This is a genomic window from Rhodanobacter sp. FW510-R10, from assembly GCF_058781105.1.
The window spans coordinates 1,118,478-1,145,049 of sequence record NZ_JBYSWL010000001.1; the positions used below are offsets into that span (position 1 = coordinate 1,118,478).

27 protein-coding genes are annotated in these 26,572 nt (G+C 65.3%); 19 read left to right on the forward strand and 8 right to left on the reverse strand.

Annotated elements, in window-relative coordinates:
- Window positions 1–4 precede the first annotated feature (4 nt).
- A complete protein-coding gene (locus tag AC3WJB_RS04665; protein ID WP_492679185.1) occupies window positions 5–985 on the reverse strand; it encodes an alpha-ketoacid dehydrogenase subunit beta in 981 nt (326 codons plus the stop codon).
- A 4-nt stretch (window positions 986–989) separates the two neighbouring features.
- Window positions 990–2,075: a pyruvate dehydrogenase (acetyl-transferring) E1 component subunit alpha gene (pdhA, locus tag AC3WJB_RS04670; RefSeq protein ID WP_492679187.1), complete on the reverse strand. Its 1,086-nt coding sequence runs from the start codon at window positions 2,073–2,075 to the stop codon at window positions 990–992.
- Window positions 2,076–2,375: 300 nt separating this feature from the next.
- Between pdhA and AC3WJB_RS04675 the strand changes: the two genes are divergently transcribed.
- On the forward strand, window positions 2,376–3,218 hold the full coding sequence (locus AC3WJB_RS04675) for a tryptophan 2,3-dioxygenase (protein ID WP_492679189.1): 843 nt from the start codon (window positions 2,376–2,378) through the stop codon (window positions 3,216–3,218).
- 37 nt (window positions 3,219–3,255) lie between these two features.
- On the opposite strand, the gene AC3WJB_RS04680 is transcribed toward AC3WJB_RS04675, so the two are convergent.
- Window positions 3,256–3,744, reverse strand: a complete 489-nt coding sequence (locus AC3WJB_RS04680; RefSeq protein ID WP_492679191.1) for a MarR family winged helix-turn-helix transcriptional regulator — start codon at window positions 3,742–3,744, stop codon at window positions 3,256–3,258.
- A gap of 104 nt (window positions 3,745–3,848) precedes the next feature.
- Here AC3WJB_RS04680 and hppD point away from each other — a divergent pair, with 104 nt between their 5' ends.
- The 8 genes from hppD to tpx all read left to right on the forward strand — a co-directional run bounded on the left by hppD (window position 3,849) and on the right by tpx (window position 12,202).
- Window positions 3,849–4,937 carry a 4-hydroxyphenylpyruvate dioxygenase gene (gene hppD, locus AC3WJB_RS04685; RefSeq protein WP_492679193.1) on the forward strand — a complete coding sequence of 363 codons (1,089 nt, stop codon included), beginning with the start codon at window positions 3,849–3,851 and terminating at the stop codon, window positions 4,935–4,937.
- 11 nt (window positions 4,938–4,948) lie between these two features.
- Window positions 4,949–6,247 carry a homogentisate 1,2-dioxygenase gene (gene hmgA, locus AC3WJB_RS04690; RefSeq protein WP_492679195.1) on the forward strand — a complete coding sequence of 433 codons (1,299 nt, stop codon included), beginning with the start codon at window positions 4,949–4,951 and terminating at the stop codon, window positions 6,245–6,247.
- Between the two features lie 19 nt (window positions 6,248–6,266).
- A complete protein-coding gene (locus AC3WJB_RS04695; protein WP_492679197.1) occupies window positions 6,267–7,253 on the forward strand; it encodes a fumarylacetoacetate hydrolase family protein in 987 nt (328 codons plus the stop codon).
- Window positions 7,254–7,394: 141 nt separating this feature from the next.
- Entirely contained in the window at window positions 7,395–8,792 is a 1,398-nt protein-coding gene (gene hemN / locus AC3WJB_RS04700) for an oxygen-independent coproporphyrinogen III oxidase (RefSeq protein WP_492679199.1), read from the forward strand.
- A gap of 44 nt (window positions 8,793–8,836) precedes the next feature.
- Window positions 8,837–9,610, forward strand: coding sequence for a helix-turn-helix domain-containing protein (locus tag AC3WJB_RS04705; RefSeq protein WP_492679201.1), 774 nt, complete (start codon window positions 8,837–8,839; stop codon window positions 9,608–9,610).
- Window positions 9,611–9,822: 212 nt separating this feature from the next.
- Window positions 9,823–11,085 carry an NnrS family protein gene (locus AC3WJB_RS04710; protein ID WP_492679203.1) on the forward strand — a complete coding sequence of 421 codons (1,263 nt, stop codon included), beginning with the start codon at window positions 9,823–9,825 and terminating at the stop codon, window positions 11,083–11,085.
- Window positions 11,086–11,235: 150 nt separating this feature from the next.
- Window positions 11,236–11,673: a CopD family copper resistance protein gene (locus AC3WJB_RS04715; RefSeq protein ID WP_492679205.1), complete on the forward strand. Its 438-nt coding sequence runs from the start codon at window positions 11,236–11,238 to the stop codon at window positions 11,671–11,673.
- A 28-nt stretch (window positions 11,674–11,701) separates the two neighbouring features.
- Window positions 11,702–12,202: a thiol peroxidase gene (tpx, locus tag AC3WJB_RS04720; RefSeq protein WP_492679207.1), complete on the forward strand. Its 501-nt coding sequence runs from the start codon at window positions 11,702–11,704 to the stop codon at window positions 12,200–12,202.
- Window positions 12,203–12,415: 213 nt separating this feature from the next.
- Here tpx and azu read toward each other — a convergent pair whose 3' ends face one another.
- Window positions 12,416–12,862, reverse strand: coding sequence for an azurin (gene azu, locus AC3WJB_RS04725; protein WP_492683072.1), 447 nt, complete (start codon window positions 12,860–12,862; stop codon window positions 12,416–12,418).
- A gap of 243 nt (window positions 12,863–13,105) precedes the next feature.
- Here azu and fdxA point away from each other — a divergent pair, with 243 nt between their 5' ends.
- Window positions 13,106–13,435 (forward strand): ferredoxin FdxA, encoded by a 330-nt coding sequence (fdxA, locus tag AC3WJB_RS04730; protein ID WP_492679209.1) that lies wholly within the window; start codon window positions 13,106–13,108, stop codon window positions 13,433–13,435.
- A gap of 72 nt (window positions 13,436–13,507) precedes the next feature.
- Here the strand turns inward: fdxA and gap are convergent, their stop codons facing one another.
- Window positions 13,508–14,521 (reverse strand): type I glyceraldehyde-3-phosphate dehydrogenase, encoded by a 1,014-nt coding sequence (gene gap, locus AC3WJB_RS04735; protein ID WP_492679212.1) that lies wholly within the window; start codon window positions 14,519–14,521, stop codon window positions 13,508–13,510.
- A 222-nt stretch (window positions 14,522–14,743) separates the two neighbouring features.
- Between gap and AC3WJB_RS04740 the strand changes: the two genes are divergently transcribed.
- The 4 genes from AC3WJB_RS04740 to AC3WJB_RS04755 all read left to right on the forward strand — a co-directional run bounded on the left by AC3WJB_RS04740 (window position 14,744) and on the right by AC3WJB_RS04755 (window position 18,778).
- On the forward strand, window positions 14,744–15,613 hold the full coding sequence (locus AC3WJB_RS04740) for a S1/P1 nuclease (protein ID WP_492679214.1): 870 nt from the start codon (window positions 14,744–14,746) through the stop codon (window positions 15,611–15,613).
- Between the two features lie 9 nt (window positions 15,614–15,622).
- On the forward strand, window positions 15,623–17,089 hold the full coding sequence (gene pyk, locus AC3WJB_RS04745) for a pyruvate kinase (protein WP_492679216.1): 1,467 nt from the start codon (window positions 15,623–15,625) through the stop codon (window positions 17,087–17,089).
- A gap of 101 nt (window positions 17,090–17,190) precedes the next feature.
- A complete protein-coding gene (locus AC3WJB_RS04750; protein ID WP_492679218.1) occupies window positions 17,191–17,631 on the forward strand; it encodes an energy transducer TonB in 441 nt (146 codons plus the stop codon).
- Window positions 17,632–17,767: 136 nt separating this feature from the next.
- The gene (locus tag AC3WJB_RS04755) at window positions 17,768–18,778 is read left to right on the forward strand and encodes a class I fructose-bisphosphate aldolase (RefSeq protein ID WP_492679220.1); all 1,011 of its coding nucleotides are present in this window, start codon (window positions 17,768–17,770) and stop codon (window positions 18,776–18,778) included.
- 80 nt (window positions 18,779–18,858) lie between these two features.
- Here the strand turns inward: AC3WJB_RS04755 and AC3WJB_RS04760 are convergent, their stop codons facing one another.
- Together AC3WJB_RS04760 and AC3WJB_RS04765 are read right to left on the reverse strand one after the other, a co-directional pair.
- Window positions 18,859–19,452 (reverse strand): porin family protein, encoded by a 594-nt coding sequence (locus tag AC3WJB_RS04760; RefSeq protein ID WP_492679222.1) that lies wholly within the window; start codon window positions 19,450–19,452, stop codon window positions 18,859–18,861.
- A gap of 393 nt (window positions 19,453–19,845) precedes the next feature.
- A complete protein-coding gene (locus tag AC3WJB_RS04765) occupies window positions 19,846–21,027 on the reverse strand; it encodes a phosphoglycerate kinase (protein WP_492679224.1) in 1,182 nt (393 codons plus the stop codon).
- A 189-nt stretch (window positions 21,028–21,216) separates the two neighbouring features.
- Between AC3WJB_RS04765 and maiA the strand changes: the two genes are divergently transcribed.
- Window positions 21,217–21,873 carry a maleylacetoacetate isomerase gene (gene maiA, locus AC3WJB_RS04770; protein WP_492679226.1) on the forward strand — a complete coding sequence of 219 codons (657 nt, stop codon included), beginning with the start codon at window positions 21,217–21,219 and terminating at the stop codon, window positions 21,871–21,873.
- A gap of 8 nt (window positions 21,874–21,881) precedes the next feature.
- Here maiA and AC3WJB_RS04775 read toward each other — a convergent pair whose 3' ends face one another.
- Window positions 21,882–22,994, reverse strand: coding sequence for a PilT/PilU family type 4a pilus ATPase (locus AC3WJB_RS04775; RefSeq protein WP_492679228.1), 1,113 nt, complete (start codon window positions 22,992–22,994; stop codon window positions 21,882–21,884).
- A gap of 206 nt (window positions 22,995–23,200) precedes the next feature.
- Here AC3WJB_RS04775 and AC3WJB_RS04780 point away from each other — a divergent pair, with 206 nt between their 5' ends.
- The 4 genes from AC3WJB_RS04780 (at window position 23,201) to AC3WJB_RS04795 (ending at window position 26,520) form a co-directional block, all read left to right on the forward strand.
- Window positions 23,201–23,737 carry a DUF4398 domain-containing protein gene (locus tag AC3WJB_RS04780; protein WP_492679230.1) on the forward strand — a complete coding sequence of 179 codons (537 nt, stop codon included), beginning with the start codon at window positions 23,201–23,203 and terminating at the stop codon, window positions 23,735–23,737.
- Window positions 23,734–24,408 carry a hypothetical protein gene (locus AC3WJB_RS04785; protein WP_492679232.1) on the forward strand — a complete coding sequence of 225 codons (675 nt, stop codon included), beginning with the start codon at window positions 23,734–23,736 and terminating at the stop codon, window positions 24,406–24,408. Before AC3WJB_RS04780 ends, AC3WJB_RS04785 begins: the two co-directional genes overlap by 4 nt.
- A gap of 338 nt (window positions 24,409–24,746) precedes the next feature.
- Complete coding sequence (locus AC3WJB_RS04790) at window positions 24,747–24,974, forward strand: HP1242/YdcH family protein (protein WP_492679234.1); 228 nt, start codon at window positions 24,747–24,749, stop codon at window positions 24,972–24,974.
- Between the two features lie 175 nt (window positions 24,975–25,149).
- Window positions 25,150–26,520, forward strand: a complete 1,371-nt coding sequence (locus AC3WJB_RS04795) for a pyridoxal-phosphate dependent enzyme (protein ID WP_492679236.1) — start codon at window positions 25,150–25,152, stop codon at window positions 26,518–26,520.
- Window positions 26,521–26,572 lie beyond the last annotated feature (52 nt).

Below are 26,572 nucleotides of genomic sequence, written 5' to 3' on the forward strand. Positions count from 1 at the left end.
CGGGTCAGCTTGCAGCCAAGGTGCGCTTGGCCGCCGCCACGACGCGTTCGGTACTGGGCAGGTATTTCATTTCCTGCCGGTACAAGGGGATGTGCACGTCGTAGCCGGTGACGCGCTCCACCGGTGCCAGCAGGTCATACAGGCACTCTTCGGCCAGGCGGGCAGCGATTTCCGCGCCAAAACCGGCAGTCTTCGGCGCCTCGTGCACGATCACGCAACGGCCGGTCTTGTGCACCGACTCGGCAATGGTGTCGAAATCGAGCGGGGTCAGCGTGGCCACGTCGATCACCTCGGCGCTGATGCCCTCGGCGGCCAGCTCGTCGGCCGCTTCCAGGCTTTCCTTCACCTGTGCGCCCCAGGTCACCAGGGTGACGTCCGTGCCGTCGCGCAGGACGAAGCAGACGTCCATGGGCAACGCCTCGCCGTCGTCCGGCACCTCCTCCTTGTATTGGCGGTAGATGCGCTTGGGCTCGAAGAACACCACCGGGTCGGGATCGCGGATCGCCGCCAGCAGCAGGCCGTAGGCGCGCGCGGGCGAGGAGGGCAGCACCACGCGCAAGCCGGGGACGTTGGTGAACAGGTGCTCGTTCGCCTCGGAGTGGTGCTCCGGGGCGTGGATGCCGCCGCCCCAGGGCGCGCGGAACACCGCCGGCACGGTGATGCGCCCGCGCGTGCGGTTGCGCATGCGCGCGGCATGGCAGGCAATCTGTTCCATCATCGGGTAGATGAATCCCTCGAACTGCGCCTCGGCAATCGCCTTCATGCCCTGGGTCGCGAGACCGACCGTGACGCCGGCAATCGTGGTTTCGTCCAGCGGCGTATCAATGACGCGCCATTCGCCGAATTTCTCGCTGAGGCCCTGGGTGGCGCGGAACACGCCGCCGTTGATGCCCACGTCCTCGCCCAGCACCACGACGCTGTCGTCGTGCGCCATTTCCCAGGCCAGGGCCTGCGTGACTGCCTGTATGAGAGTGATCTGTGCCATGGCGTCAGTGCCCCTGTGCTTCGAGCGAAAGGGCGTAGCTGCGCTGGCGTTCCAGATCGGCCGGCACTTCCGCGTAGAGGTAGTCGAACATCGCGCTGACGGGCTGCGGCTGGGTTTCCAGGTAGGCGTCGACCTCCTTGTCCATCCACTCGTCGCATTCGGCCTTCCAGGCGGTCTCCTTGGCGTCGTCCCAGACGCCTTGGTCCTCCAGCCATTTGCGCATGCGGATCATCGGCTCGCGCGCCCAGGCCTCCTTTACTTCTTCCTCGCCGCGATAGCGGCGGGCATCATCGGCGGTGGTGTGGTCGCCCAGGCGATAGGTGACGGCCTCGATCACGCTGCCACCTTCCCCGTTGCGCGCCCGGTCCAGGGCATCGCCCACGGCCTTGCGCACCGCAATGATGTCGTTGCCGTCGACCTGGATGCAGTAGAGGCCCGCGGCAATGCCCTTTTGCGCCAGGGTCGGCCCGCCTGACTGGATCTTGCGCGGTACGGAAATTGCCCACTGGTTGTTGACGATGACCGCCACCAGCGGCAGCTTGCGTGCACCGGTGATGTTGAGTGCGGCCATGAAGTCGCCCTTGGACGAACCACCGTCGCCGATCGTGCACACCGCCACGCGCTTCTCGCCACGGATCTTGAACGCCAGAGCAGCGCCGGCGGCGTGCAGGCATTGCGTGGCGATCGGCACTGCCCAGGCAAAATCGTGACGCGCAGGCTCGTTCTGGTAATCGTTGCCGCGCTCGTCACCGCCCCAATACAGGTACACCTCGCGCGGCTGCACGCCGCGGTACAGCTGCGCACCGTATTCCCGGTAGCTCACGGCCAGCACGTCTTCGGGTCGCATCGCGCTGCCCAGGCCAACATGGGCAGCCTCGTGGCCGAGACAGCTGGCGTAGGTGCCGAGCTTGCCGGTGCGCTGCAGCGCGATCGACTTGGCATCGAACACCCGGGTCGAGACCATCAGCTTGTACAGCTTGACCATGTACTCGAGGTCCTTGGCGAACTTCGGCAGGTCCTTGCGCACCTGTTTGCCGGTGGCGTCCACGTACTGCAGGTATTCGATTTCAAACTTGGCGGCAATGGTCACGACTCACTCCGGATTGAGGGTGGGCTGGGCGGCGCGCGGCATCGCGCGAAGCGACCAAACTGACTTCGCCTGATAACAGCCGCGTGCCTGGCCCGGCAAGGTACGACGCAGCATGCAGACGCCTGGAAGCTTCCCTTGGCGCCGCGGTGTGGCGTTCGTTACCCGACCAGGCATTGTATCGTGCGTCGTCCAGTTCCGCTCTTTGTACCGTGACCGCACAGCCTTGTCTTTGCCGTGCGTCAGGGCTGCGACAGCCGGGTGACCGTTACCATGGGCCTTTCGGTGAGGGTGCAGGCAGACATGAGCGAGAACCAGCGTGAAATCGAAGCCGGGGTGCAGACCGACCTGCACGGCCGCGTGACCTATGCCAGCTATCTGCAGTTGGACACGCTGCTGTCGGCACAGCGCCCGCTGACCAACCAGCATGACGAAATGCTGTTCATCGTGCAGCACCACGTGGCCGAACTGTGGATGAAGCTCCTGTGGCATGAATTACGCGCCGCGATCGAGCACTTGCGGGCCGACGATGTCGACACCTGCCTCAAGATCCTGGCGCGGGTGAAGAAGATCCAGAGCCAGTTGTTCGAGCAGTGGTCGGTGCTGGAGACCCTGACCCCGTCCGAATACCTGAGGTTTCGCGACCAGCTTGGCCACTCGTCGGGCTTCCAGTCGCTGCAATACCGCAAGATCGAGTTTGGCCTCGGCAACAAGAACGCCGGCATGCTCCAGGTGTTCAGCTACGACCCGACGGCCCAGGCTGAACTCGAGGCGGTGCTGCGCTCACCCAGCCTGTACGACGAGTTCCTGCGTTACCTGGCGCGACGCGGCCACGCCGTGCCGGCTGAGCTGCTCGAACGCGACTGGACCGCGCCGTACCGAAGCCACGCCGGGCTGGTCCCGGTGTTCAAGCGCATCTACGAGCAGCGCGCCGAATTCTGGCCCGAATACCACATGTGCGAGCAGCTCGTGGATGTGGAGGAGAGCTTCCAGCTCTGGCGCTTCCGGCACATGAAGACCGTGGAGCGCATCATCGGCCACCGCCGCGGCACCGGCGGCTCGTCTGGCGTGGATTTCCTGAAGAAGGCGCTGGATCTCGAATTCTTCCCCGAGCTGCTGGACGTGCGCACCGTGCTGGAGTGCTGAGCTTCCGGCAGCACACGGTTTCCCGGACCGGGGAGGCTTAAACCTCGAGCTTGTCGAGGATGCGCCCCAGCCACGCCTGCTCTTCCGCGTCGAGTCGGCGCAGCAGCGCGCGCTCGCGGGCACGCGCCATGGGTGCGACCGCGTCGTGGATGGCCCATCCGCTCGTGCTCAGGCCCAATACCGAGCGGCGCTTGTCGTCGTCGTGGGTGCCACGCTCGACCCGGCCGTCGCGCACCAGCCGGGCCAGGGCCCGGCTCACCGCCACCTTGTCCATGGCCGTACGTTCGGCGACGTCCCGCGCTGAACAGCCCTCGAAGCGTGCCAGCACGGCCAGCACCCGCCATTCGGTCATGCTCAGGTCGAAGCGCTCCTGGTAGTCGCTGGCAATGGCCTGGCTGACCGTGTTGGAAAGTATCGACAGGCGGTAGGGAACAAAATGTTCCAGCTGCAGCGGCGCGCGATCGAGCTTGTCCCCCCGCGCACCAGCAGGTGGCCGCTTGGTTTTCAGTCCAGAAGTCCGTGTCATGCGCGGGGTTCCTTGCAAATGGTTGCAGCTGTAACTATAAACATAGAATCCATTCATTGCAGTCGTGCGCCAATCGTGCGCCTGCACGTTGCCAGGAGGCAGTCATGAACGCCACGCAGCTCGACCCCGGCATGCACGTTACGACGTTTGCCAACCCCATGGGAATCGATGGCTTTGAATTTGTCGAGTTTGCCGCACCCGCCGGGCGGGCGCACGAACTGCACGATCTGTTCTCCCTGATGGGCTTCACCGCCGTGCTGAAGCACAAGCGCCGCGCGATCACCGTGTATCGGCAGGGCGGCGTGAACTTCCTGGTCAACGAAGACCCCGACTCCTTCGCTGCCGACTTCGCCGACAGGCACGGGCCAAGCGCATGCGGTTTTGCGATCCGTTTCACCAAGCCGGTGGCCGAGGTGCACCAAGCAGTGCTCGCCAAAGGCGCCGAAGAGGTGACCTGCAAGCCGGCGAGCCGTGCGATCGATGTGCCGGTGATCAAGGGTATTGGCGAGTGCATGCTGTATCTCGCGCCCCGCGACGGCGACGTGTTTGCGGCCGATTACGCGCCGGTTCCAGGGCTGAAACAAAATCCGAAGGGTTTTGGGCTGAGCTTCATCGATCACCTCACGCACAACCTCTATTTCGGCAACATGGAAAAATGGTCGCAGTACTACGAGCGCCTGTTCAACTTCCGCGAGATCCGCTACTTCGACATCAAGGGTGCGAAGACCGGCCTGGTTTCCAAGGCGATGACCGCGCCCGATGGCATCGTGCGCATACCGCTGAACGAGTCGGACAACCCGAAGAGCCAGATCAATGAATACCTCGATGCCTATCACGGTGAGGGTATCCAGCACATTGCATGTTTCACCGACGATATCTACGCGACGGTCGAAGCCATGCGCAGGGTGGGCGTGAAGTTTCTCGACACGCCGGACACCTATTTTGACGTGATCGACCAGCGCGTTCCCGGCCACGGCGAGGACGTGCCGCGGCTGACCAAGAACAAGATCCTGATTGATGCCGATCCGCAGACGAAGAAGAAGCTGCTGCTCCAGATCTTCACCGAAAACGTGATTGGCCCGATCTTCTTCGAGATCATCCAGCGCAAGGGCAACGAGGGTTTCGGCGAGGGCAATTTCCAGGCCCTGTTCGAGAGCATCGAGCGCGACCAGATGAAACGCGGCGTGCTGTGAGGAGCGCGGACATGACGGGAACCGACTACCAATCCGGCTTCGGCAATGAATTCGCCAGCGAGGCCATTGCCGGCGCCTTGCCGGTCGGACAGAACTCGCCGCAGCAGGTTGCCTATGGCCTGTACGCCGAGCAGCTCACCGGCACCGCGTTCACCGCGCCGCGGCACCTGAACCGGCGCAGCTGGCTGTATCGCATCCGCCCCGGCGCGGTGCACGAGCCTCTCCAGCCACTCGCGCACGCGCACTTCCACAACCGTTTCGACGAGGCGCCGGCCACGCCGAACCAGCTGCGCTGGGATCCATTGCCGCTACCGGAGGCGCCGACGGATTTCATCGACGGTCTGCACACGCTGGCCGGCAACGGTGGTCCTGCGGAGCAGAACGGCATCGGCATCCACCTGTATGCGGCAAACCGGTCCATGCGGGGGCGGTTCTTCTATGACGCCGACGGCGAGCTGCTCATCGTGCCGCAGCAGGGGCGCCTGCGCCTGGCGACCGAGCTCGGCATCGTCGAGGTCGAGCCGCAGGAGATCGCGGTCGTGCCGCGCGGCGTGCGCTTTCGTGTCGAGTTGCCCGACGGCAGCGCGCGCGGCTACGTCTGCGAGAACTTCGGCGCCCTGTTGCGCCTGCCCGACCTTGGTCCGATCGGCGCCAACAGCCTGGCCAACCCGCGCGACTTCCTCACGCCCTGCGCGGCCTACGAGGACGTCGAAGGCGATTTCCGCCTGGTCGCGAAATTCCAGGGCGCGCTATGGGAAGGCCGCATCGGCCACTCGCCGCTCGACGTCGTCGCCTGGCACGGCAACTACGCACCGTACAAGTACGACCTGCGCCGCTTCAGTCCGGTCGGGGCGATCCGCATTGACCACCCCGATCCCTCGATCAACTGCGTGCTCACCTCGCCGACCGAAAGCCCGGGGACGGCCAATGTCGATTTCGCGATCTTCCCGCCGCGCTGGCTGGTCGCGCAGCACACGTTCCGCCCGCCATGGTTCCACCGCAACATCGCCAGCGAGTACATGGGGCTCATCACCGGCGTCTATGACGCCAAGGCCGAGGGTTTTGTGCCGGGTGGCTCCAGCCTGCACAATTGCATGACGGCGCACGGGCCGGATGCGGTGACGTTCGACAAGGCGACGCACGCCGACACGACGAGCGCAGACGTGATCGAGCACACCATGGCGATCATGTTCGAAACGCGCAAGGTGATCCGGCCGACGGCGCAGGCGTTGGCGTCGCCGCAGTTGCAGCAAGATTATTGCCGGGTGTGGCAAGGCCTGGCCAGGCACTTTGCACCACCCCACGCTTGAACGCATCCGGAACCCGGCAATGAAACTTGGCAGTCTGAAGGAAGGCGGCCGCGACGGCACGCTGATCGTGGTGAGCCGCGACCTGGCGCGCGCCGTGCGCGCCGACGGCATTGCGCCAACGTTGCAGGCGGCGCTGGATGAATGGCCGCGCCTCGCCCCGCGCCTCAATGCGCTGGCGCAGGACCTGGCGGCCGGCCAGGCGCTGGCGAGCTTCGCCCTCGACCCGCAGCAGCTGGCCGCGCCGTTGCCGCGCGCGTACGAGTTTGTCGACGGCAGCGCTTACCTGCCGCATGTCGAGCGCGTGCGCAGGGCGCGTGGCGCCAGCGTACCGGAAAGCTTCTATACCGACCCCCTGATGTACCAGGCGACCAGCGCCGGTTTCCTCGGCCCACGCGACCCGGTACTGGTACAGAGCGAGGATTCCGGCATCGACCTGGAAGCCGAGGTCGTCGTGGTCACCGACGACGTGCCGATGGCGGTCAGTGCCGCGCAGGCCTCAGCCCACATCCAGCTGGTGGGCCTGGTCAATGACGTCAGCTTGCGGCACCTGATTCCCGGCGAATTGGCCAAGGGTTTCGGTTTCCTGCAGTCCAAGCCGCGCTCGGCGCTGTCCCCGGTCGTGGTGACGCCGGACGAACTCGGCGACGCCTGGCGCAGCGACAAGCTGCATCTGGCCATGCGCACCTGGCTCAACGGCACGTGGCTTGGCGCTGCCGAATGCGGGGTGGACATGCAGTTCGATTTCGCCCAACTCATCGCGCACGCGGCCAGGACCCGGCCGCTGGCGGCGGGCACCCTGGTCGGCTCGGGCACCATCGCCAACCAGGACACCGGCAAGGGCGCCTCATGCCTGGCTGAGCAGCGTACGGTGGAAAAGCTGCGCGACGGCGAGGCGCATACGCCGTTCCTGCGCTTTGGCGATCGTTTGCGCATCGAGGTGCTGGATGCCGCCGGGGCCTCGATCTTCGGCGCAATCGAGCAGCAGGTGCAGCCTTATTCCGGTTGAGCCCGCGTGCGAGGTGGCTTGGTCACCGCGCAGCGTCCGTCTGGCATCGGCTTTATCCCCGGCGCGGCTGCGGCTGAATGCCGCCGTGGCGATTGACCCGGATCAAGGCGGTGGCAGCGGCGGATGCGCAGACTGCCCCGCATGACTACAGTCGTTGCCCCGGAGTTCGACGCCGCGTTGATTGCACGCTACGACGTGGCTGGTCCGCGCTACACCAGCTACCCGACGGCGCCACAGTTCCGCCCCAACTTCGACGAGCAGGCGTTGCGCAGCGTGATCCGCTGGTCGAACGAGGAGCCGATCCCGCGGCCGCTGTCCCTCTACGTGCACATCCCGTTTTGTTCCAGCCCGTGTTTCTACTGTGGCTGCAACCGCATCATCACCTCCGATCACTCGCAGTCTGGCCGCTACCTGGAGCGGCTGTACCGCGAAATTGAGATGCTGGCGCCACTGTTTGATCGCGACCGGCCGGTGCGGCAGCTGCACCTGGGCGGGGGCACGCCGAATTTCCTCGACATCCGCAGCATGGGCGAGCTGCTGGAATCCCTTGCGCGGCATTTCAGCTTCAGCCAGGAGCCGACGCGCGAATACGGCATCGAGGTGGATCCGCGTTTTGCCGATGCCGCGTACATGCACGGGCTGGGCGAGTTGGGCTTCAACCGGCTGTCCGTCGGGGTACAGGATTTCAATCCCGAGGTGCAACGCGCAGTCAATCGCCTCCAGAGCGTCGAGGAGACACGTACCGTCATCGAGGCGGCGCGGGCCTCCGGGTTTCGTTCGGTCAGCGTGGATTTGATTTACGGCCTGCCGCTGCAGACTTTGCCGGCCTTCGAGCGCACCCTGACCGAAGTCATAGCCCTGCAACCAGACCGTGTGGCCGTGTATGGCTACGCCCACTTGCCCGACGTGTTCAAGGCGCAGCGGCAGATTGCCAAGCACGAGATCCCGGATCCGGCGACGCGTCTGGCCTTGTTTGGCTGTGCGCTGGAGCGCCTGACCGCCGCAGGCTACGTGTACATCGGCATGGACCACTTCGCCCGCAACGATGACGAGTTGGCCGTGGCCCAGCGTGCCGGCACCCTGCAGCGCAATTTCCAGGGTTATTCCACGCACGGCGAGTGCGACATCGTCGGTCTCGGCGTCAGCGCCATTGGCCGGATCGGCGACAGCTACAGCCAGAACGCACGCGACCTGATTGGTTATTACGCCGCGCTGGACAATGGCCGCCTACCCGTCGCTTGTGGCTTGGAGCTGGACGAGGACGACTTGATCCGCCGCGAGTTGATTGGTGCCCTGATGTGCCACGGCCTGGTCGACAAGGCGAGCTTTGGCGCGCGCCACCGACTGCTGTTCGATGAATATTTCCTGCGCGAGCGCCAACGCTTGCTGCCGCTGGTGGCGGACGGATTGGTGGAAGAGGACGCGCGTGCCCTGCGGGTCACCGCGCGGGGGCGTCTGCTGGTGCGCAATATCGCCATGTGTTTTGACGCCTATCTCGGCGATGGGACGCAGGCCACGCGCTTTTCCCGGGCGATCTGACTGCGGACTGACTCGCGTTGCCTGCTTCGACTATCATTCCGCTTATGCAATCCAAGCACGCTGCAGGGCGGCTGCCGGAACCGCCGAGTCCAATCGCCGATGATGGCGACGAGGTTCATTTCTGCGGAACTTGTGCATTCTCCAGTGCGTGTGTCGCAGCCGGTTACAACAAACCCGCATTGGCCGAGCTGCAATGCCTGGTCGAGCACGTCGGGCCGTACCGAAGTGGCGAGCATGTGTTTCGTACCGGCGACCCCTTCCGCGCCATCTTCGCGGTGCGCAGCGGCACAGTGAAGACACGCATGGTGGACAAGGACGGCCGTGAGCAGGTGCTGGGCTTTTATCTGCCCGGCGAAGTGGTGGGGCTCAACGCCATCTATCCGGAACACTTCCCGTGTGACGCGGTCGCACTGGACACCGCGTATTTTTGCCGCTTTTCGTTCCCCGCCATGAGTGCGCTGGCCTCACGTATCCCGGCCGTGCAACAACACCTGTTCCGCATGTTGAGCAAGGAACTGGGCAGTGCCTCATTGCTGGCCGGCGACCACAGCGCCGACGAACGCGTGGCAGCGTTCCTCATGGACCTGGCCGGCCGCTACGCCGCACGTGGATTCTCCGCCACGCGTTTTCGCCTCAGCATGTCGCGCGGAGACATTGCCAATTACCTGCGCCTGGCGGCGGAGACGGTCAGCCGGGTGCTCAGCCGCTTCCGCGCCCAGGGGCTGATCCAGGTCGAAGGTCGCGAGTGCCGGGTCCTGGATCCGGCGCGCTTGCGCGAGATTGGCCACGCCTTGCAACCAAATGACGCGTCGCGTTGAGCAGCATGGGGGACGGTTGGCTGGTGCGACGCACGGTGGTTTCGTGTGAGTAAGCGCCACCGGTCGCGCATGGGTCTGCAAGGCGGGCGGGACCACCCTGGGCGCCAGCGACCGCCAGCGAGGCACGATCTCCCGCCCGGCGTGCAATGCACTGGGCACCACGTATCCGTACGTGGCATGATAGAGAATCATTCGCGTTAAGGTTGTTCACCATGGCTGCATCTCCAATTCCTCAGCGCACCCCGGCCACGTTTGCCGAGTTGCCGGCATTGTTGGCGGCAGCGCCGCATCGGGTGTTGTTCCTCGCCGGCACGATCACCGTCTTGCTGAGCATGGCTTGGTGGGCGGTCGAGCTGAGCTGGATGTTTGGCATCCCGATGTCGGCGTGGCCGCAGCCGACGATTCCGCCAGCCTATGCGCATGGCATGCTGCTGCAGTACGGCGTCTTCCCCTTGTTCATGTTCGGCTTCCTGCTCACCGTGTTCCCGCGCTGGATGAACCAGCCGGCCTTGACCCGCGCGCATTACGTGCCGGTGGCTGGTCTGGTCTTCGGCGGCTATGTGCTGGCGAACGTCGGCCTGCTGGACTTGCCCTGGCTGCTGCGGCTCGGCTTCGTGCTGATGCTGGCTGGCTACCTGTTCGGCATCTATAACCTGGCTGGCGTGCTGCGCGCCGCAAGCAACCGCATTGATCACGCCAAATCCTGCCTGCTGGCGTTGAGCCTGGGCGCCCTGGGCCTGCTGCTGTTCCTGGTCTACTTGTTCACCGATCTCGCCGAGTGTGCCGAGTTGGCCGTGCGGATTGGCACCTTTGGGCTGCTGCTGCCGATCTTCTTCACCGTCACTCACCGCATGATGCCGTTCTTCACTGGCAACATCGTGCCCGGCTACAAGGTGATCCGCCCGCGCTGGAGTCTGCCGGTGGTGTGGGTGCTGCTGCTGGCGCATCTGCTGCTGGATTGGCGAGGGGCGCTGGGTTGGCTGTGGATCGTGGACGTGCCGTTGGCACTGGTGTTTATCTGGCATGCGTTGCGCTGGCAGCCGTGGAAGGCGATGCATCCGGGCCTGCTCGGTGCCTTGCACCTGGCCTTTGCCTGGCTGCCGATCGCGTTCGTGCTGTATGTCGTGCAGGATCTGCTGTATCTGCGCACCGGCTCGGTGTTCTTCCTGCGTGCGCCGCTGCATGCGCTGGGCATCGGCTACTTTGGTTCCATGTTGGTGGCCATGGTGACGCGGGTGACGCAAGGGCATTCGGGCCGACCGCTGGAGATGGGCAAGGTGGCCTGGCTGTGCTTCGCCCTGCTACAGGCGGTGGTGTTGCTGCGCTTGTATGCGGAGTTCGGCGGCGGCGAGAACTTCAACCCGTATTTCTGGCTGGTCATCGCTGCCTACGGCTGGTTGGTCGCCTTTGCGCCCTGGGTATTCCGGTCGGCCTGGATCTACCTGACGCCACGGGTCGACGGCAAGCCGGGCTGAGCGTCGCGTCGCGCCACGGTATCCTGGCGCGATGGTTTCGCTCCCCTGTCGGGGGCGTCACCGCACGCCCCCGCCCGCGTGCTTGATCCATGTCAGCGCGGTGCCTGGTGCACGGGCACAGACTGGGTAATGGACTGGTGGGAGTAGGCGATGGCTGCCTGGTATCCGTGGATAGAGTTGTTGCACCTGGCGTGCGCGATCGTGTTTGTGGGTGCGGTGACATTCGAGGTACTGGTGCTGGAAGGCCTGCACAGGCAATTCGACGTGGTGACGATGCAGCGCATCGAGCAAACGGTCATGGCGCGCGTCAGGCGCTTCATGCCGGTCGTAGTCGTCCTGCTGTTCCTGAGCGGGTTCGTGATCTTCGACGTCAACTGCGACGGATTCCAGTGCGTGGGATCGCGCTTCGGCAACTGGCTGGTGCTGAAGGTGGTACTGGCGTTTGGCGTGCTCGGCGTGTTCATCAGCGCGGTGCGGGCCTCAAAGCGTGGCAAGATGGATATTTGCCGCTTTCGCAATACGCATCGCGTGGTGCTTGGTTTGATGGTGGGCATCGTGTTCATCGCCAAGACCATGCGTTTCATCTGAAGCATTCCCACCAAACCAGAGGTGCAACATGTCGAATGTCACATTCAAGGGCGAGCCGGTCAGCATCAATGGTCAATTTCCAGCGGTCGGCTCGACGGTGCCTGCGTTCCACCTGGTAGGAACGGACTTGGCCGACGTGTCGCTGGCCAAGTTTGCCGGCAAGCGCAAAGTGCTGAACATCTTCCCCAGCGTCGACACCGGGGTATGCGCCGCTTCCGTGCGCCGATTCAACGAGCTGGCGGGCAAGCTGGACAACACCGTGGTGCTGTGCATTTCGGCCGACTTGCCGTTTGCGCAGGCCCGCTTTTGCGGGGCCGAAGGCCTGGACAAGGTGACCATGCTCTCCATGATGCGTGGCCGCCAATTCCTCAATGACTACGGCGTGGCCCTGGCCAGTGGTCCCTTGGCCGGCTTGGCCGCACGCGCGGTGCTGGTGTTGGACGCGGGCAACAAGGTGCTGTATGCCGAACTGGTCAGCGAGATTGGCCACGAACCGAACTACGATGCCGCGCTGAAAGCCCTCGCCTGACAGGCGAGCCGGCGCCCTTGCTGTTCTGGCATCCGGCCAGATCCCGGGAACCGCGCACGCGCCCGTAGAAACGATCGACCGGCCGCGCGATGCTGGACGTGTCAAAGCCGGTATTGGCGCTCCTCATCGCGCGCGGCGTACTCGCCTGGATCCAGGAGACAAATGCGCCCGGCCATTGCTGGCCGGGCGCATGAGGGGCGTTGCGCGGGGCGGTCAGTTGCCGAGCGTGAGCGTCCCATGCATCAGCGCGGCATGACCAGGGAAGGTGCAGATGTAGGCGTAGGTTTCGCCCTTCTTGAGCTTGGCCACGTCGAACGTCGTGGTGTCGGACTCGCCACCGCCAATCAGCTTGGTGTGGGCGATGATCCTGGCGTCGTTCGGCTTCTCGTAGCTGTTCGCCGCGCCCGCCTTCATGCCGTCGGCAATCACGCCGGCCTTGTCATTGCCGTGCGTGAGCACCCAGTTGTGGCCCATGGCAGTCTTCGGCAACTTGCCGACGTGCTTCAGGGTGACCGAGAACGTCTTGCAGGCGCTGGGGACGGTAATCGTCTGCTTGTTGAACTGCATGGCATCGTTGCCTTCGATCGTCGTGGCGCACTCGGCCGCGAGCAGCGGCGTGGACAGCAGGCCCAACAAGGCAATGGCGAAAAGCTTGCGCATCATGGATGGAATCTCCTGTAAACCGGTGAATGGATTGCAGTGATATTTTGCGTTGCGACCCATGACAGCATCCTGACTTGCGTCAGCCGACACCTGTGACTTGTTGCCGCAGCTTGGCCCGATCCGCTGCGTGTGACAGGATGCGGACCCTGCCGGGGCTGTGCTGGCGTGACGTGGATCAGCACGCTGCGCCCCTGCCTGTTGAACACTGATGCGCGACGATCCACGCGTGGAGGAAAGCCCGTGACCCACGTAGTCACCGACAATTGCGTCAACTGCAAGTACACCGATTGCGTCGAGGTGTGTCCGGTTGACTGCTTCCACGCCGGGCCGAATTTCCTGGTGATCGACCCCGAAGAATGCATCGACTGCACGCTGTGCGTGGAGGAATGCCCGGTCAATGCCATCTATGCGGACATGGACGTGCCTGCCGGGCAGGAAATCTACCTCTCGATCAACGCCGAGCTGGCGCCGAACTGGCCGGTGCTGACCAGCAAGATCCCCGAGTTGCCGGACGCGGCAAAGTGGGATGGCGTCCCGGACAAGCTGCCCTTGCTCAAGCGCGAACTCTAGGACGCCCTGTGCGCTTCCGGGCTCGCGGCGGCATGCCGCCACAGAGCCCGGAGCCACAGGCGGGTCCGGTTCCTAGCGGACGGCCATCCAGGTGACGGCCAGGTCCAGCATGCGGTTCGAGAAGCCCCATTCGTTGTCGTACCAGCTCAACACCTTGACCAGGGTGCCTTCCATGACCCGGGTTTGCGTCGCATCGAAGATCGACGACGCAGGGTTGTGGTTGAAATCGACCGACACCAGCGGTTGCGTGTTGACCTCGATGATGCCGTGCATGGCGCCCTTGGCGGCAGCGTCGACGATACGGTTGATCTCTTCCTTGCTGGTGGCGCGCTTGGCCACGAAGGTCAGGTCCACCACGGACACGTTGATCGTCGGCACGCGCATGGCGAAGCCATCCAGCTTGCCGTTCAAGTTGGGCAGCACCAGGCCAACGGCCGAAGCGGCGCCGGTCTTGGTGGGGATCTGGCTCATGGTCGCCGAACGCGCGCGACGCAGGTCGCTGTGGTAGACGTCAGTCAGCACCTGGTCGTTGGTGTAGGAATGGATGGTGGTCATCAAGCCGTGCACGATGCCCACTTCCGCGTCCAGCACCTTGGCCAATGGCGCCAGGCAATTGGTGGTGCAGCTGGCGTTGGAGATCACCTGGGCCTGCGCGCTCAGCCGATCGGTATTGACCCCACACACGAACGTGCCATCGATGTCGTCGGCGCCGGGCGCCGAGATGATCACCTTCTTTGCCCCGGCCGCGAGATGCGCGCCCGCCTTGGCCTTGCTGCGGAACAAGCCGGTGCATTCCAGGACGAGGTCGACGCCGAGCTCGCCCCAGGGCAGCTTGCTTGGATCACGCTCGGCGCAAACCTTGATCTTGTCGCCGTTGACGATGATGTAGCCGCCCTCGGCGCTGACCGTGCCGGGGAACTTGCCGTGCGCGGTGTCGTACTGGGTGAGGTGCGCGTTGGTCTGGGCGTCGCCCAGGTCATTGATGGCGACGATCTGCAGTTCCTGCGTACGGCCGGCTTCGTACAAGGCCCGCAGGATATTGCGGCCGATACGGCCGTAACCGTTGATGGCAACTTTGATGGCCATGAAGCGAAGTCCTCCGATTAAGGGTGCATCGAGTCGCGTCGTGCGACTCATCGTCCAGTGATTTTAGCGGCAAACCGGGTGGCTTACCCGTCGCCCGGCCAAGCAGGACGGCGCCGCGCACCGTGAGCGCGATGCCGGGGCATGCGGTTTTGTGTCGCACGAACATGCCATCATGCGTGGGTGGTCGCAGCAGGGTCGGCGGCGCTGACAGGGGGGAAGAAGATGCGGGGTGTCGCACGGCTGGGCACGATCCTGCTGGCTTGCACGTTGGCCTGGCCGGCGCAGGCCTGGGGACCGTTGGGCCACGCGATCATCGCCGAGCTCGCGCAGCGGCAACTGCGTGCAGACGCCCGGGCCGAGGTGGAGCGCCTGCTTGCCGCCGGCCACGCGGAAAGCCTGGCGGCGGTATCCAGTTGGGCCGATGCAATCCAGGACGACCCAGCCGAGCAGGCGTTGTGGCAACGCACGCGACACCAACATTACGTGGATTTCCGCGGCCCGATCTGCGCATTCGAGCCGGCGCGCGATTGTCGCGCTGGGCAGTGCGTGGTGGCCGGCATCGCGCAGTATGTCGCGGTGCTGGCCGACCGCAGCCGGAGTGATGCGGATCGCGTCGAGGCGCTGGCGTTCGTCGTGCACTTCGTCGGCGACATCCACCAGCCGCTGCATGCCGGCTATCGCGACGACCGCGGTGGCAATACCTGGCAAGTGCGTTTCGAAGGGCGTGGCAGCAACTTGCATCGGGTATGGGATTCGGGCCTGCTGGCGAGCCGGGGTCTGGCGGCGCCGGCCTATGCGCGCCTGCTCGAGGCCGAGCCTGGGGTCCCTCCACACGCTGTGGATGGCACCGATGCAGCGGCCTACGCAAGTTGGGCGCGGGAGTCGTGCCGCATCACGGCCCAGCCAGGCTTTTATCCACCGGCGCGCCGCATCGGCGCGGCCTACGTGCGCGCCGAGCGGCCGGTGGCCGAAGAGCGTCTGCGTCTGGCTGGCCGGCGCCTGGCTGCGGTCCTCGACGCCGCCCTGGCGGCCGGAGTGTCGCCCGCGCACCAGGTGCCGACGCGCTTGCGTTCCCACTATCCCAGCTCCTAGGCTCGTGCGATGTCCGACGCTTCCCGCCGCACCAAGATCGTCGCCACCCTCGGGCCTGCCACCGACGCTCCTGGCATGCTGGAGAAACTGCTGGTGGCCGGCGTCGACGTGGTGCGCCTGAACCTCTCACATGGGGTGGCCGACGACCATCGGGCGCGTGCCGAGGCGGTGCGCGGCATCCGCGGGCGCCTGGGGCGCGAGGTTGGCGTGCTGGCCGACCTGCAGGGGCCGAAGATCCGCATCGAGACGTTCGCCCAAGGCGCGGTCGAGCTGATCGAGGGTGAACCCTTCGTGCTCGATTGCCGCCCGGACGCGCCGGTCGGCGATCAGCACCGCGTCGGCGTGAGTTACGTGGGCTTGCCGGGCGACGTCGGCATCGGCGACGTGCTGCTGCTCGATGACGGGCTGATTTCGCTGACCGTGCGCGAGGTGGCTGGCGCCGAGGTGCGCTGCACGGTGCGCGTAGGCGGCCGGCTCAGCAATCGCAAGGGCCTGAACCGCCAGGGCGGCGGCTTGTCGGTGGCCGCACTGTCCACCAAGGATGAGCACGACATCCGCCTGGCCGCCGAGATTGGCGCGGATTTCCTGGCGGTGTCGTTCGTGCGCTCGGCCGAGGACATGCATCTGGCCCGGCGTCTGTTGCGCGAAGCCGGCGGCGGCGCCGCGCTCGTGGCCAAGATCGAACGCGCCGATGCCATACCGGTGCTCCGGGAAATCATCGCTGCCTCCGACGTGGTCATGGTGGCGCGCGGTGATCTGGGAGTGGAGATTGGCTACGCCGAGTTGCCCGGCCTGCAGAAGAAAATCATCCGCGAGGCCGTGCGTGGCAACCGCGCCGTGATCACCGCCACGCAAATGCTGCAGTCGATGGTGCACGCGCCAATCCCGACCCGCGCCGAGGTACTGGATGTCGCCAACGCGGTCATCGACGGCACCGATGCGGTGATGTTGTCGGAGGAATCGGCCGCGGGCGAGCATCCGGACAAGGCCGTGGCGGCCTTGCGCGACATCTGCCTGGCCGCAGAGCATCAGTTTGAATCGAAAGCCGATTTCCGCGCCGCCGGCCCCCAGCTGGATCGCACCGACCAGGCCATTGCCCTGGCGGCGATGGTACTGGCCGGTGAAGTCGACGTGCGCGGCATCGTCGCCCTGACGGAGTCCGGTGCGACCGCGCAATGGCTCTCGCGTTATCGCAGCGCGATTCCCATCTACGCCCTGTCGCCGTTGCCCGAGGCCCGGCGGCGCATGCTGCTGCTGCGCGACGTGCAACCAGTCGCGTTCAGCCACGAGGGCCAGAATTCCGCCGCCACGGCGCGCGCCGCGGTGCAGCAGCTGTTTGTGCAAGGTTTGTTGGCCGAGGGCGATCGCGTCATCTTGACGCATGGCGATCGCGTGGGGTTGGGCGGTGGCACCAATACCTTGAAGCTGCTGGCCGTTGGCGCCGGCGGCATGGTCGAGAGCCTGCGCGACCTCTAGGAACATGGGCGGTGGAAGCTGTCCACGTCGTCGCGGTTCACTTCCTGGCAACCGTTGTTGTCTACACTTTGAGTCGTCTTCAGCCCGAACGGGAGTCCGCTATGAAATCTTCCTTGTCGCTGGTCCGGCAGGCGCTCGTACTGGCACTTGCCTTGGGCTGTGTGGCGCCGTTGTTTGCGCAGTCGCGCAAGATCAACGAGGCCAACCTTTACCGCTACTGGATCCTGCTCAACCGTTCGGTGACGCTGGAGGCACCCAACAGCGGGCGCAACCTGATGGTCCCGGGTTGCGCGGCGGTGACCTACATGGTGGGTTCGGACGGCATCCCACGCGACGTGCAGCTGGCCAAGGTGGCGCCGCCGAGTGACCTCGGCGTCATCGCCACCAACGCGGTCAAACAGTTCCGCTACGGCCCGTCGCTGACCAATGGCAAGCGCGAGCCGGTATCGACCTATTACGTGGTGCCGTTCAACTCGCCGGACGATCCTGCCGCGCGCAAGAAGCTGATGGCGCCCTGCCAGCTGCCCGGCTACCCCGGATGATGGTCGGCGCGGCCCTGGCTGCCGGCCGCCCTGCGCAGCCGGAACTGACCTATAATCACGGGTTTGAATGACGCGGGCGGTCCATGCCGCGGCACCCCCTGTCGGCGCGTACAGCGCACCCCCGAGCGGAGTTCCCATGAGTATCGAAAATCTTGAAAACGTCGCCTTGGCGATGGTTGCCCCCGGCAAGGGCATCATCGCGGTCGACGAATCGACCGGCACCATCACCAAGCGCCTTACGGCAGTCGGCCTGGAGAGCACCGAGGAAGTCCGGCGCGCGTATCGCGAAATGCTGGTCACTACCCCCGGGCTGAAGGAGCACATCTCTGGCGCGATCCTGTACGACGAGACCATCCGCCAGGCCATCAGTACCGGCGAACCGTTCCCGGCGGCCATGCGCAAGGCGGGGATCATCCCCGGCATCAAGGTGGACAAAGGCCCCAAGCCGCTCGCCGGTTTCCCGGGCGACGTGGTCACCGAGGGCCTGGATGGCTTGCGCGAGCGCCTGCAGGAGTACGTCAAGCTTGGCGCGCAGTTTGCGAAATGGCGCGCCGTGATCAAGATCAGCGAGGACACGCCGAGTTCCACGGCGATCGAAGCGAACTGCCACGCCTTGGCGCGCTATGCGGCGCTGTGCCAGGAAGCCGGCCTGGTGCCGATGGTCGAACCCGAAGTGCTGATGGATGGCGACCATGACCTGGCGGTCAGCTACGAGGTGCACGAGGCCGTGCTGCGCAGCCTGTTCAACGCCTTGTACGAGCAGAACGTCATGCTCGAAGGGACGATCCTGAAGGCGAGCATGGTGATTGCCGGTACCGATTGCGCCGACCAGGCCGACATCGACGATGTCGCCGAGGCCACGGTACGGGTGCTCAAGAGCACGGTGCCGGCGGCCTTGCCGGGTATCGTGTTCCTCTCCGGTGGGCAGACCGACGAACAGGCTACGGCGCACCTGAACGCGATCAACCGGCTGGGGCCGCACCCATGGCCGCTCAGCTTCTCCTACGGCCGGGCGATGGTGAGCAGCGCGCTGAAGCTGTGGGCCAAGGACACCAGGGCGAACGTCGCCGAAGCGCAAAAGGTCGTCTTCGCCCGGGCGCGTGACAACGGGCTGGCCGCGCTCGGTCAGTGGAGCAGCGGCAAGTAGCGCCACCTGGTTGCCTGGCCGTCAGACAAAAGAAGGGCGCCCCAGGGCGCCCTTCTGCGTAGCTGCGATCAATCCTTCGATCAGAAGCGGTACTCGGCACTCACCGAAATCAGGTTGGTGCCCAGATTGACCCCACTCTTGGATGCATCGTAGTGGTCGTAGTTGAGGCCCAGGCTGACGTTGTTGCTGAAGTCGTAGCCGACGCCGGCACCCGCGTACCAGCTGGTGTCATCCAGGCCCTTGCGGATGGGGTTGACGTCGTTGCTCAGGCCATGCCCAGTCCAGCTGTAGAGGCCGCCACGTGCGCTCACGTACCAGTTGGGATTGAAGTTGAAATGGCCGTTCACGCCGGCCGTCCAGCCATGCAGCTGGGACTTGTTATCCTGGATCACCGGGCCACTCTGGAAGATGTTCTTCGCGTGGATGTTGCCCAAGTCGTTGTAGCCCACTTCCACGCCCAGTGCGGCGGAGGGAGCGAGGGCCCAACGGTAGCCGCCGTTGATGGCGTAACCCGTAGTGTCATCGTTGTACGGACCGTGGTCGAGCGACGCCCGGCCTACGTTGCCGTTGATGAACCAGCCGCCGTTGCCGGCAGACATGTCCTGTGCGCTCGCCGCCGTTGCAGCAAACAGTCCGGCTGATGCGATGGCTAAGGCAAGTAGGGTCTTTTTCATGAGGAGATTCTCCTGTTGTTATCTATGCGGCTGTGGGCGGAAGTGCCCGCCGTCGCGGCAGGCGGCGCCCCGGATTGGCCGGGTGACGACGCCTGTGTCACTGAGATGGAGCAGTCGGCGAATAATTCAATACTTGGCAGTTTAATATTTAGGAAGTGTTAAGAACCATCCGCCTACGGCTGGTTCCATCTCGGCGGAACCATTGGAACCACCCGCGCCTGAAGCCTGCCTACACAGGCGGCTGGCGGGTTCAGGCCAAATTAATAGGCTGCCGACAGGTGCCGCCTGACCGCGGTGTCGATGTGCCAAGTGGCAGTGCCAGGCGCACGACTCCCGCCTGGGGAACCAGGGACTTCGAGTGACAACGGCGTTGCGGGGGCGTCTTGTCGCGGCTCAGTGCGAACCGCGGGCCTCGAGGGCGGCGACTGCCGGCAAGGTCTCGCCCTGCAGGAACTCCAGGAAAGCGCCCCCACCGGTGGAGATGTACGAGATGTCGTTGCCGACGCCGTACTTGTCGATGGCCGCGAGCGTATCGCCGCCGCCGGCCAGCGAAAATGCCGTCGACTTGGCGATGGCGCGGGCCACGGTCTCCGTGCCTCGGGCGAACGCGTCAAACTCGAACACGCCGACCGGCCCGTTCCAGATCACCGTACCGCTGCCGGCGATCGCGCTGGCGTAGCGTTGGGCGGTCTCCGGTCCCACGTCGAGGATCATCTCGTCCGCGCCCACGTTGCTTGCTGGCTTCACCGTGGCCGTGGCGTTGGCGGAGAAGGCGGGCGCCACCACCACATCGGTCGGCAGCGGTATTTCGGCGCCCCGTTGCTTGGCCGCCTGCAGCACTTTGCGCGCGGCATCGACCAGATCCGGCTCGGCCAGCGAGTTGCCGATCGGATAGCCGGCAGCCAGCAGGAAGGTGTTGGCGATGCCGCCGCCAACGATCAACCGGTCGACTTTGGCCAGCAGGCTGTCCAGCAATTCGAGCTTGGTGGACACCTTGGAGCCGCCCACGATCGCCAGCATCGGCCGCTTGGGCTGCTCCAGCGCCCGGCCCAGGGCCTCGAGCTCGGCACCGAGCAGGGGTCCGGCGACGGCGACGGGCGCCAGGCGGATGACGCCATGGGTCGAGGCCTGGGCCCGGTGCGCGGTGCCGAAGGCGTCCATCACGAAGATATCGCACAAGGCCGCGTAGCGCCTGGCCAAGGCCTCGTCGTCCTTGGCCTCGCCGCGGTTCATGCGGCAGTTTTCCAGCACCACCACAGCGCCGGGGGCCACGTCTACCCCGTCGAGGTAGTCCCGCACCAGCGGCACGGGTGTACCCAGGGCGGTGGCCAGCCATTCGGCCACCGGCGCCAGTGAGAAGGCTGGATCGAATTCGCCTTCATGGGGTCGACCCAGGTGCGAGAGCACCATGACCCGGGCGCCGGCGTCGCGCGCACTGCGGATCGTGGGTAGCGCGGCGCCGAGTCGCTGCGCCGAGGTGATGTTGCCCCCGGCGTCGAGGGGCACGTTGAGGTCCTCGCGGATCAACACGCGCTTGCCGCGTAGGTCCAAATCACCCATGCGCAGGATGGCCATGATGCAGCTCCGGTATCATGTACGGGCGCCCATGCACCCGGGAAACTGCATTGTCCCGGGCGGGCAAGGTGCATGCAAACCGAAAACCGGGGTCAGAGTGCACTTTCGGCGCCGATACCGGTGGACATCCCGTCACTTCCGCCGAAAGCGCACTCTGACCCCGGTTTTGATTCCCAGCGGAGGCATGCTGTGGCTATGGACCTGGTGTTGTACGACTACTGGCGCTCCAGTGCCTCCTATCGGGTACGCATTGCGCTCAACCTGAAGGGCTTGCCCTATGCCAGCCACGGCGTGCACCTGGTGCAGGAGGGTGGCCAGCAGCACGCGCCAGCATACCTGGCGCTCAATCCGCAGCAGCTGGTGCCCAGCCTGGTGGATGGTGAGCTGGTGCTGACCCAGTCGCTGGCCATCCTGGAATACCTGGAAGAGAAGTGGCCCGTGCCGCCGCTGTTGCCGGCCGACCGTGCGGGTCGGGCGCGGGTGCGGGCACTGGCCTTGGCCGTGGCCTGCGACGTGCACCCGCTGGGCAACCTGCGCGTGCTGCAATACCTGCAAGGCGAGCTTGGCGCGGACGACGAGCGGAAGAAGGCGTGGGCGCGGCACTGGATTGCCACGGGCTTTACTGCCCTGGAGGCCATGCTTGCCGGCGACCCCGCCACCGGACGCTTTTGTCACGGCAACACCCCGGGCATGGCCGATGCCTGCCTGGTACCGCAAATCTACAACGCCCGGCGCTGGCACTTGCCGATGGACGCCTATCCCACGCTCAGCCGTATCGACCAGGCTTGCGGCGCCGTGGAAGCATTCCGCCGCGCTGCGCCCGAGGTACAGCCTGGGGCCGGTTGAGACGCGGGCTAGAAGCCCATGCCGTAGGGGTCGTTCGCGACCAAGGCCTCGGGGTCGCTGGCGCCGGCGGCGAGGCGGATTTTCAGGCTGAGCCCATCGCGGGAATCGGCCTTGTCCAGCGCTTCCTCAAGTTCGATGCGGCCTTCCTTGTACAAGCGGTACAACGACTGGTCGAAGGTCTGCATGCCCTCCTGCAGGCTGTGGTCCATGGCTTCCTTCACTTCGTGGATCTGCCCGCGGCGGATCATGTCGCTGATCAGCGGCGTGTTCAGCAAAACCTCGGCGGCCGGCAGGCGCCGCCCGTCCTTGCCAGTCACCAGGCGTTGGCTGATGACTGCGCGCAGGTTGAGCGCGAGGTTCATCAACACGTTGCGGTGGGCCGATTCGGGGAAGAAATTGAGGATACGCTCCAGGGTCTGGTCGGAGTTGTTGGAGTGCAAGGTCGCCAGGCACAAGTGGCCGGTCTCGGAAAACGCGATGGCCGCCTCCATGGTGTCGGTATCGCGGATCTCGCCGATCATGATCACGTCAGGCGCCTCGCGCATGGCGTTCTTCAGCGCTTCCTTGAAACTGTGCGTGTCCAGGCCGACTTCGCGCTGGTTGACGATGGAATGCTTGTGGCGATGCAGGTATTCGATGGGATCCTCGATGGTGAGGATATGTCCCGGTGCATTCTGGTTGCGCTGGTCGATCATCGCCGCCAGCGTCGTCGACTTGCCCGAACCGGTGGCGCCCACCACGAGGATCAGTCCGCGTGGCTCCATGATGAGCTTGTTGAAGATGCTGGGCAGGCGCAGCTCCTCGATGCTCGGGATCTCGCTCTTGATCGCGCGGATCACCATGCCCACTTCGCCGCGCTGCTTGAAGACGTTGACGCGGAAGCGTCCGGTATCCTTGACGGCCAACGCCATGTTCAGCTCCAGCGCGCGCTCGAACTGTGGCACCTGCCCCTCGTCCATCAGCGAGTAGGCGATCTTCTTGACCATGCCGCTGGGCAGCCCGGTATTGCCTAGCGGGTACAACTTGCCTTCGACCTTGATATTTACGGGGGCGCCTGTGCTGAGGAACATGTCCGAAGCACCCTTGTCCAACATGAGCTTGAGGAAATAACCAATGTCCATTTTTCCCCTTGCCTCCGCTGCTCGTTGCAAAGATCGATTGAGCCTCGCCACAATACCCTGAAGTTTCCATGAGGAATGTGATGGTGCGCGTCTTTTCCCGTGGTGTCGGGACTACAACCTATGTCGGCCGGATCGTTGTGGGCTTGAGCGTGTTCTCGATGCTGGTGCTGGCAGGCTGCGCCTCGGTTCCTCCTCCGGACAACGCCATGAATTTGGCGCAAAGCCAACTGCAGGCGGCGCGCGATGCGCACGCTGCCGATTATGCGCCGGTGGACCTGGGTTTCGCCCAGGACAAGTTCGAGCAGGCGCAGGGCGCCATGGCCGAGCGCAAATACGCGGATGCAGCGGTGCTGGCGGATGAAGCCAGGGCCGATGCCGAGCTTGCCGCCGCCAAAGGCCGGCTTGGCGCGGCGCGGGCGCAGATCGAGCAGAAGATTGCCGACAACAACCGGCTGCGGCGGCCGGCTTCGTCGGACCAGGAAGCGTCCTCTGCGCCGGAGCCGTTGCCGGTCGGCAATCGGGCTCCGCCGGTGGCGGCGTTGCCGGACTTGCCTGCAGCGGCGGCCTCTGCGGGCGCGGCTGGGGGCGGTCAGAGGCAGCCGGCGCCGGCTCCCCCGGCGCCACCCAGCGCCGGGTTCCAGACCGTGCCGCCGGCGGCATCCGGGAGTCAACCCGCGCAGGCACAATCGGTCCCGACGACGCCGACCGTCGACGCCGGACAAATCCAGGGGATGCAGCCATGAAGCAGCCGGTGACGGCAGTGGTCCTCGCGCTGGTCCTGGCGTTCGGCATGGGCGGTACGGCCCAGGCCAAGCAGGACACGATGGACGTGGCGCGCTTGTCCGCCAGCCTCGACCAGTTGGCCGGCGACCAGACCCTGGGCGGCTACGCGCAAGCCGAGCAGGCCCGCGCCCGCGACGCGATCAACCGGCTGGCGCACGCTGGCCGCAAGGACCGGCCGCACGACCTGTACCTGGCTGAACGCCTGGTCGACCTGGCGAAAGTCGCGGCGCAACTGCAGGACGCGCGCATGAAGCTGGCCCAGCTCGATCGCGAACACGACCAGATCCTGCTGGAAAACAGCCGCCAGGACATCGCTGCCGCACGCCGCGAACTGGAACGCCAGCGCCTGCAGTACCAGCTGGCCCAGGAAGAGGCGGCGCGCCTGCAGGCCCAGGGCCAGGCGTATTCCGCGGCAGCCGAGCAGGCCCGCGCGGAAGCCGACAAGGCCAAGAAGCTCGCCGCGGCGCAAAGTCGCGTGGCGACGGCGGCACGGCGGCAGGCCGCCCTCGCCGCCAAGGCGGCCAAGGCGATGCGCTCGCAGATGCAGGAGCAGGCCGGGGCACCGGCAGCGTCTTCCTCGACACCGGCGAAAACGCCGGATGGCGGGCACGATCCCGGCGATTGGAAATAGCCGCCAAGCCGTCCATATCGGCGCCTGATGCATGGTCCACGTAATCGCCTGATACGGTTCCGTGCGGCTTCCCGCCGCCCAAGTTAACTGCATGTAAATTAAAGGTTTGGCCGCCCAGCACGGCCGTGAATCTGGTTGGCTTCGTCGGCTTGTAAGCGCCCGCTTCGCGTAGTAGGGTCGAGCTACCGGCAGGCGTCCGCCTGACGGCCCTCGACCCGACACATGCCTATGCCCCTCGTCTGTCTCGTTGCCTGCGTTCCGCGGCTCTGCCGTGGCGACGGGCCGGGCCTCCGTGCGCGGGTTGCCATCTCGGACTCAATCATCGAGAGGTCGAACTCATGTTTGAAAATGATCAGCGCGAGGATGTGGAGGCACTGCTGAAGACCGACGTGGAGTTTCGGCGGTTGTACCAGCACCACCAGGAGCTGGACAGCAAGGTGCACGATGCGGACATTGGTGTGCTTCCCATCGATCCGAACACCCTGGTCAGCATGAAGAAGGAAAAACTCGCCGCCAAGGCGCGGCTGGAACGCCTCTGGGCCAACCGCAGGCACATGGTCCACTGATCCAGCGCCGTACGGCTGCTTGCGCCGGTACCGTCCGCGCGCAAGCAGCCGCCACAAGACCAGCGCCAATGCGAGTTGCCGCCACCGGTCTTGGGGTCACAACCGTCGGCTATCATGTCCGGTGTGCCAGCGCGGCTTGTCGCAGCATGCTGGCGAACGCGTAACCGGGACAGCCATGACGGTCCAACAGAGCATCCTCGAACTCATCGGCCATACGCCGATGCTGCAAACGCATCGGCTGGATACCGGCCTGTGCACGCTGTTCCTGAAACTGGAAAACATGAACCCCGGCGGCTCGATCAAGGACCGCATCGGCGTATCGATGATCGAGGGTGCCGAGCGCGCCGGTACGATCAAGCCGGGCGATACCCTGGTGGAAGGCACGGCCGGCAATACCGGGCTGGGCCTCGCGCTGGTGGCACAGGCCAAGGGCTATCGGCTGATCCTGGTCGTGCCGGACAAGATGAGCCGGGAGAAGATCTTCAACCTCAAGGCCATGGGCGCCGAAGTGGTGCTCACCCGCTCGGATGTGGCCAAGGGACACCCCGAGTATTACCAGGACATGGCGGCGCGGATTGCGGCCGAGACCCCTGGCGCGTACTTCATCAACCAGTTCGGCAACCCGGACAACCCGGCGGCGCACCGTACGACCACCGGACCCGAGATCCTCGAGCAGATGGATGGCCGGGTCGACGCCATCGTCGTGGGCTGCGGCTCCTCGGGCACGATGACCGGGCTGTCGCAGTTTTTTGCCGAGCATTCGCCCACGACCGAGCTGATCCTGGCCGATCCGGTCGGCTCGGTGCTGGCCGAGTACATCAACCACGGTGAGCTCAAGGCCAAGTCCGCGAGCTGGATGGTCGAGGGCATCGGCGAGGATTTCCTGCCCAGCATCAGCGACTTCAGCCGCGTGAAAAAGGCCTATGCGATTGCCGATGGCGAGAGCTTCCTCACCGCGCGCCGTTTGCTGGCCAGCGAAGGCGTGCTGGGCGGCTCGTCCACCGGCACCCTGGTGGCGGCGGCCTTGCGCTACTGCCGCGAGCAGGACGCGCCCAAGCGCGTGGTGACCCTGGTCTGTGACACCGGCAACAAGTACCTGTCCAAGCTCTACAACGACTACTGGATGCTGGACAACGGCTTCATCGCGCACGAGCAACACGGCGACCTGCGCGACCTCTTGCTACGCCCGTTTGCCGACCGCGGCACCGTGGTCGTCGGCCCGGACGAGCAGCTCATTACGGCCTACACGCGCATGAAGCTGTACGACGTGTCGCAATTGCCGGTCATGGACGGCGAGCGCCTGGTCGGCATCGTCGACGAATCGGACGTGCTGTTGCATGTGCACACCGACGAGACGCGCTTCAACGACAAGGTGTCGATGGCCATGATCCGCGAGCTGCACCAGTTGCCGGTGACCTCGCCGATCGAGGCGCTGCTGCCGGTGTTCGACCGCGGGCATGTCGCCATCGTCATGGACGGCGAGCGCTTCCTCGGCCTGATCACGCGCATCGACTTGTTGAACTACCTGCGGCGCAAGGTGAATTGACCTTGTGCCGGCCGCCGTCACCGGCTTGGCGCCCGCGCCGGCGAGGGCGCAA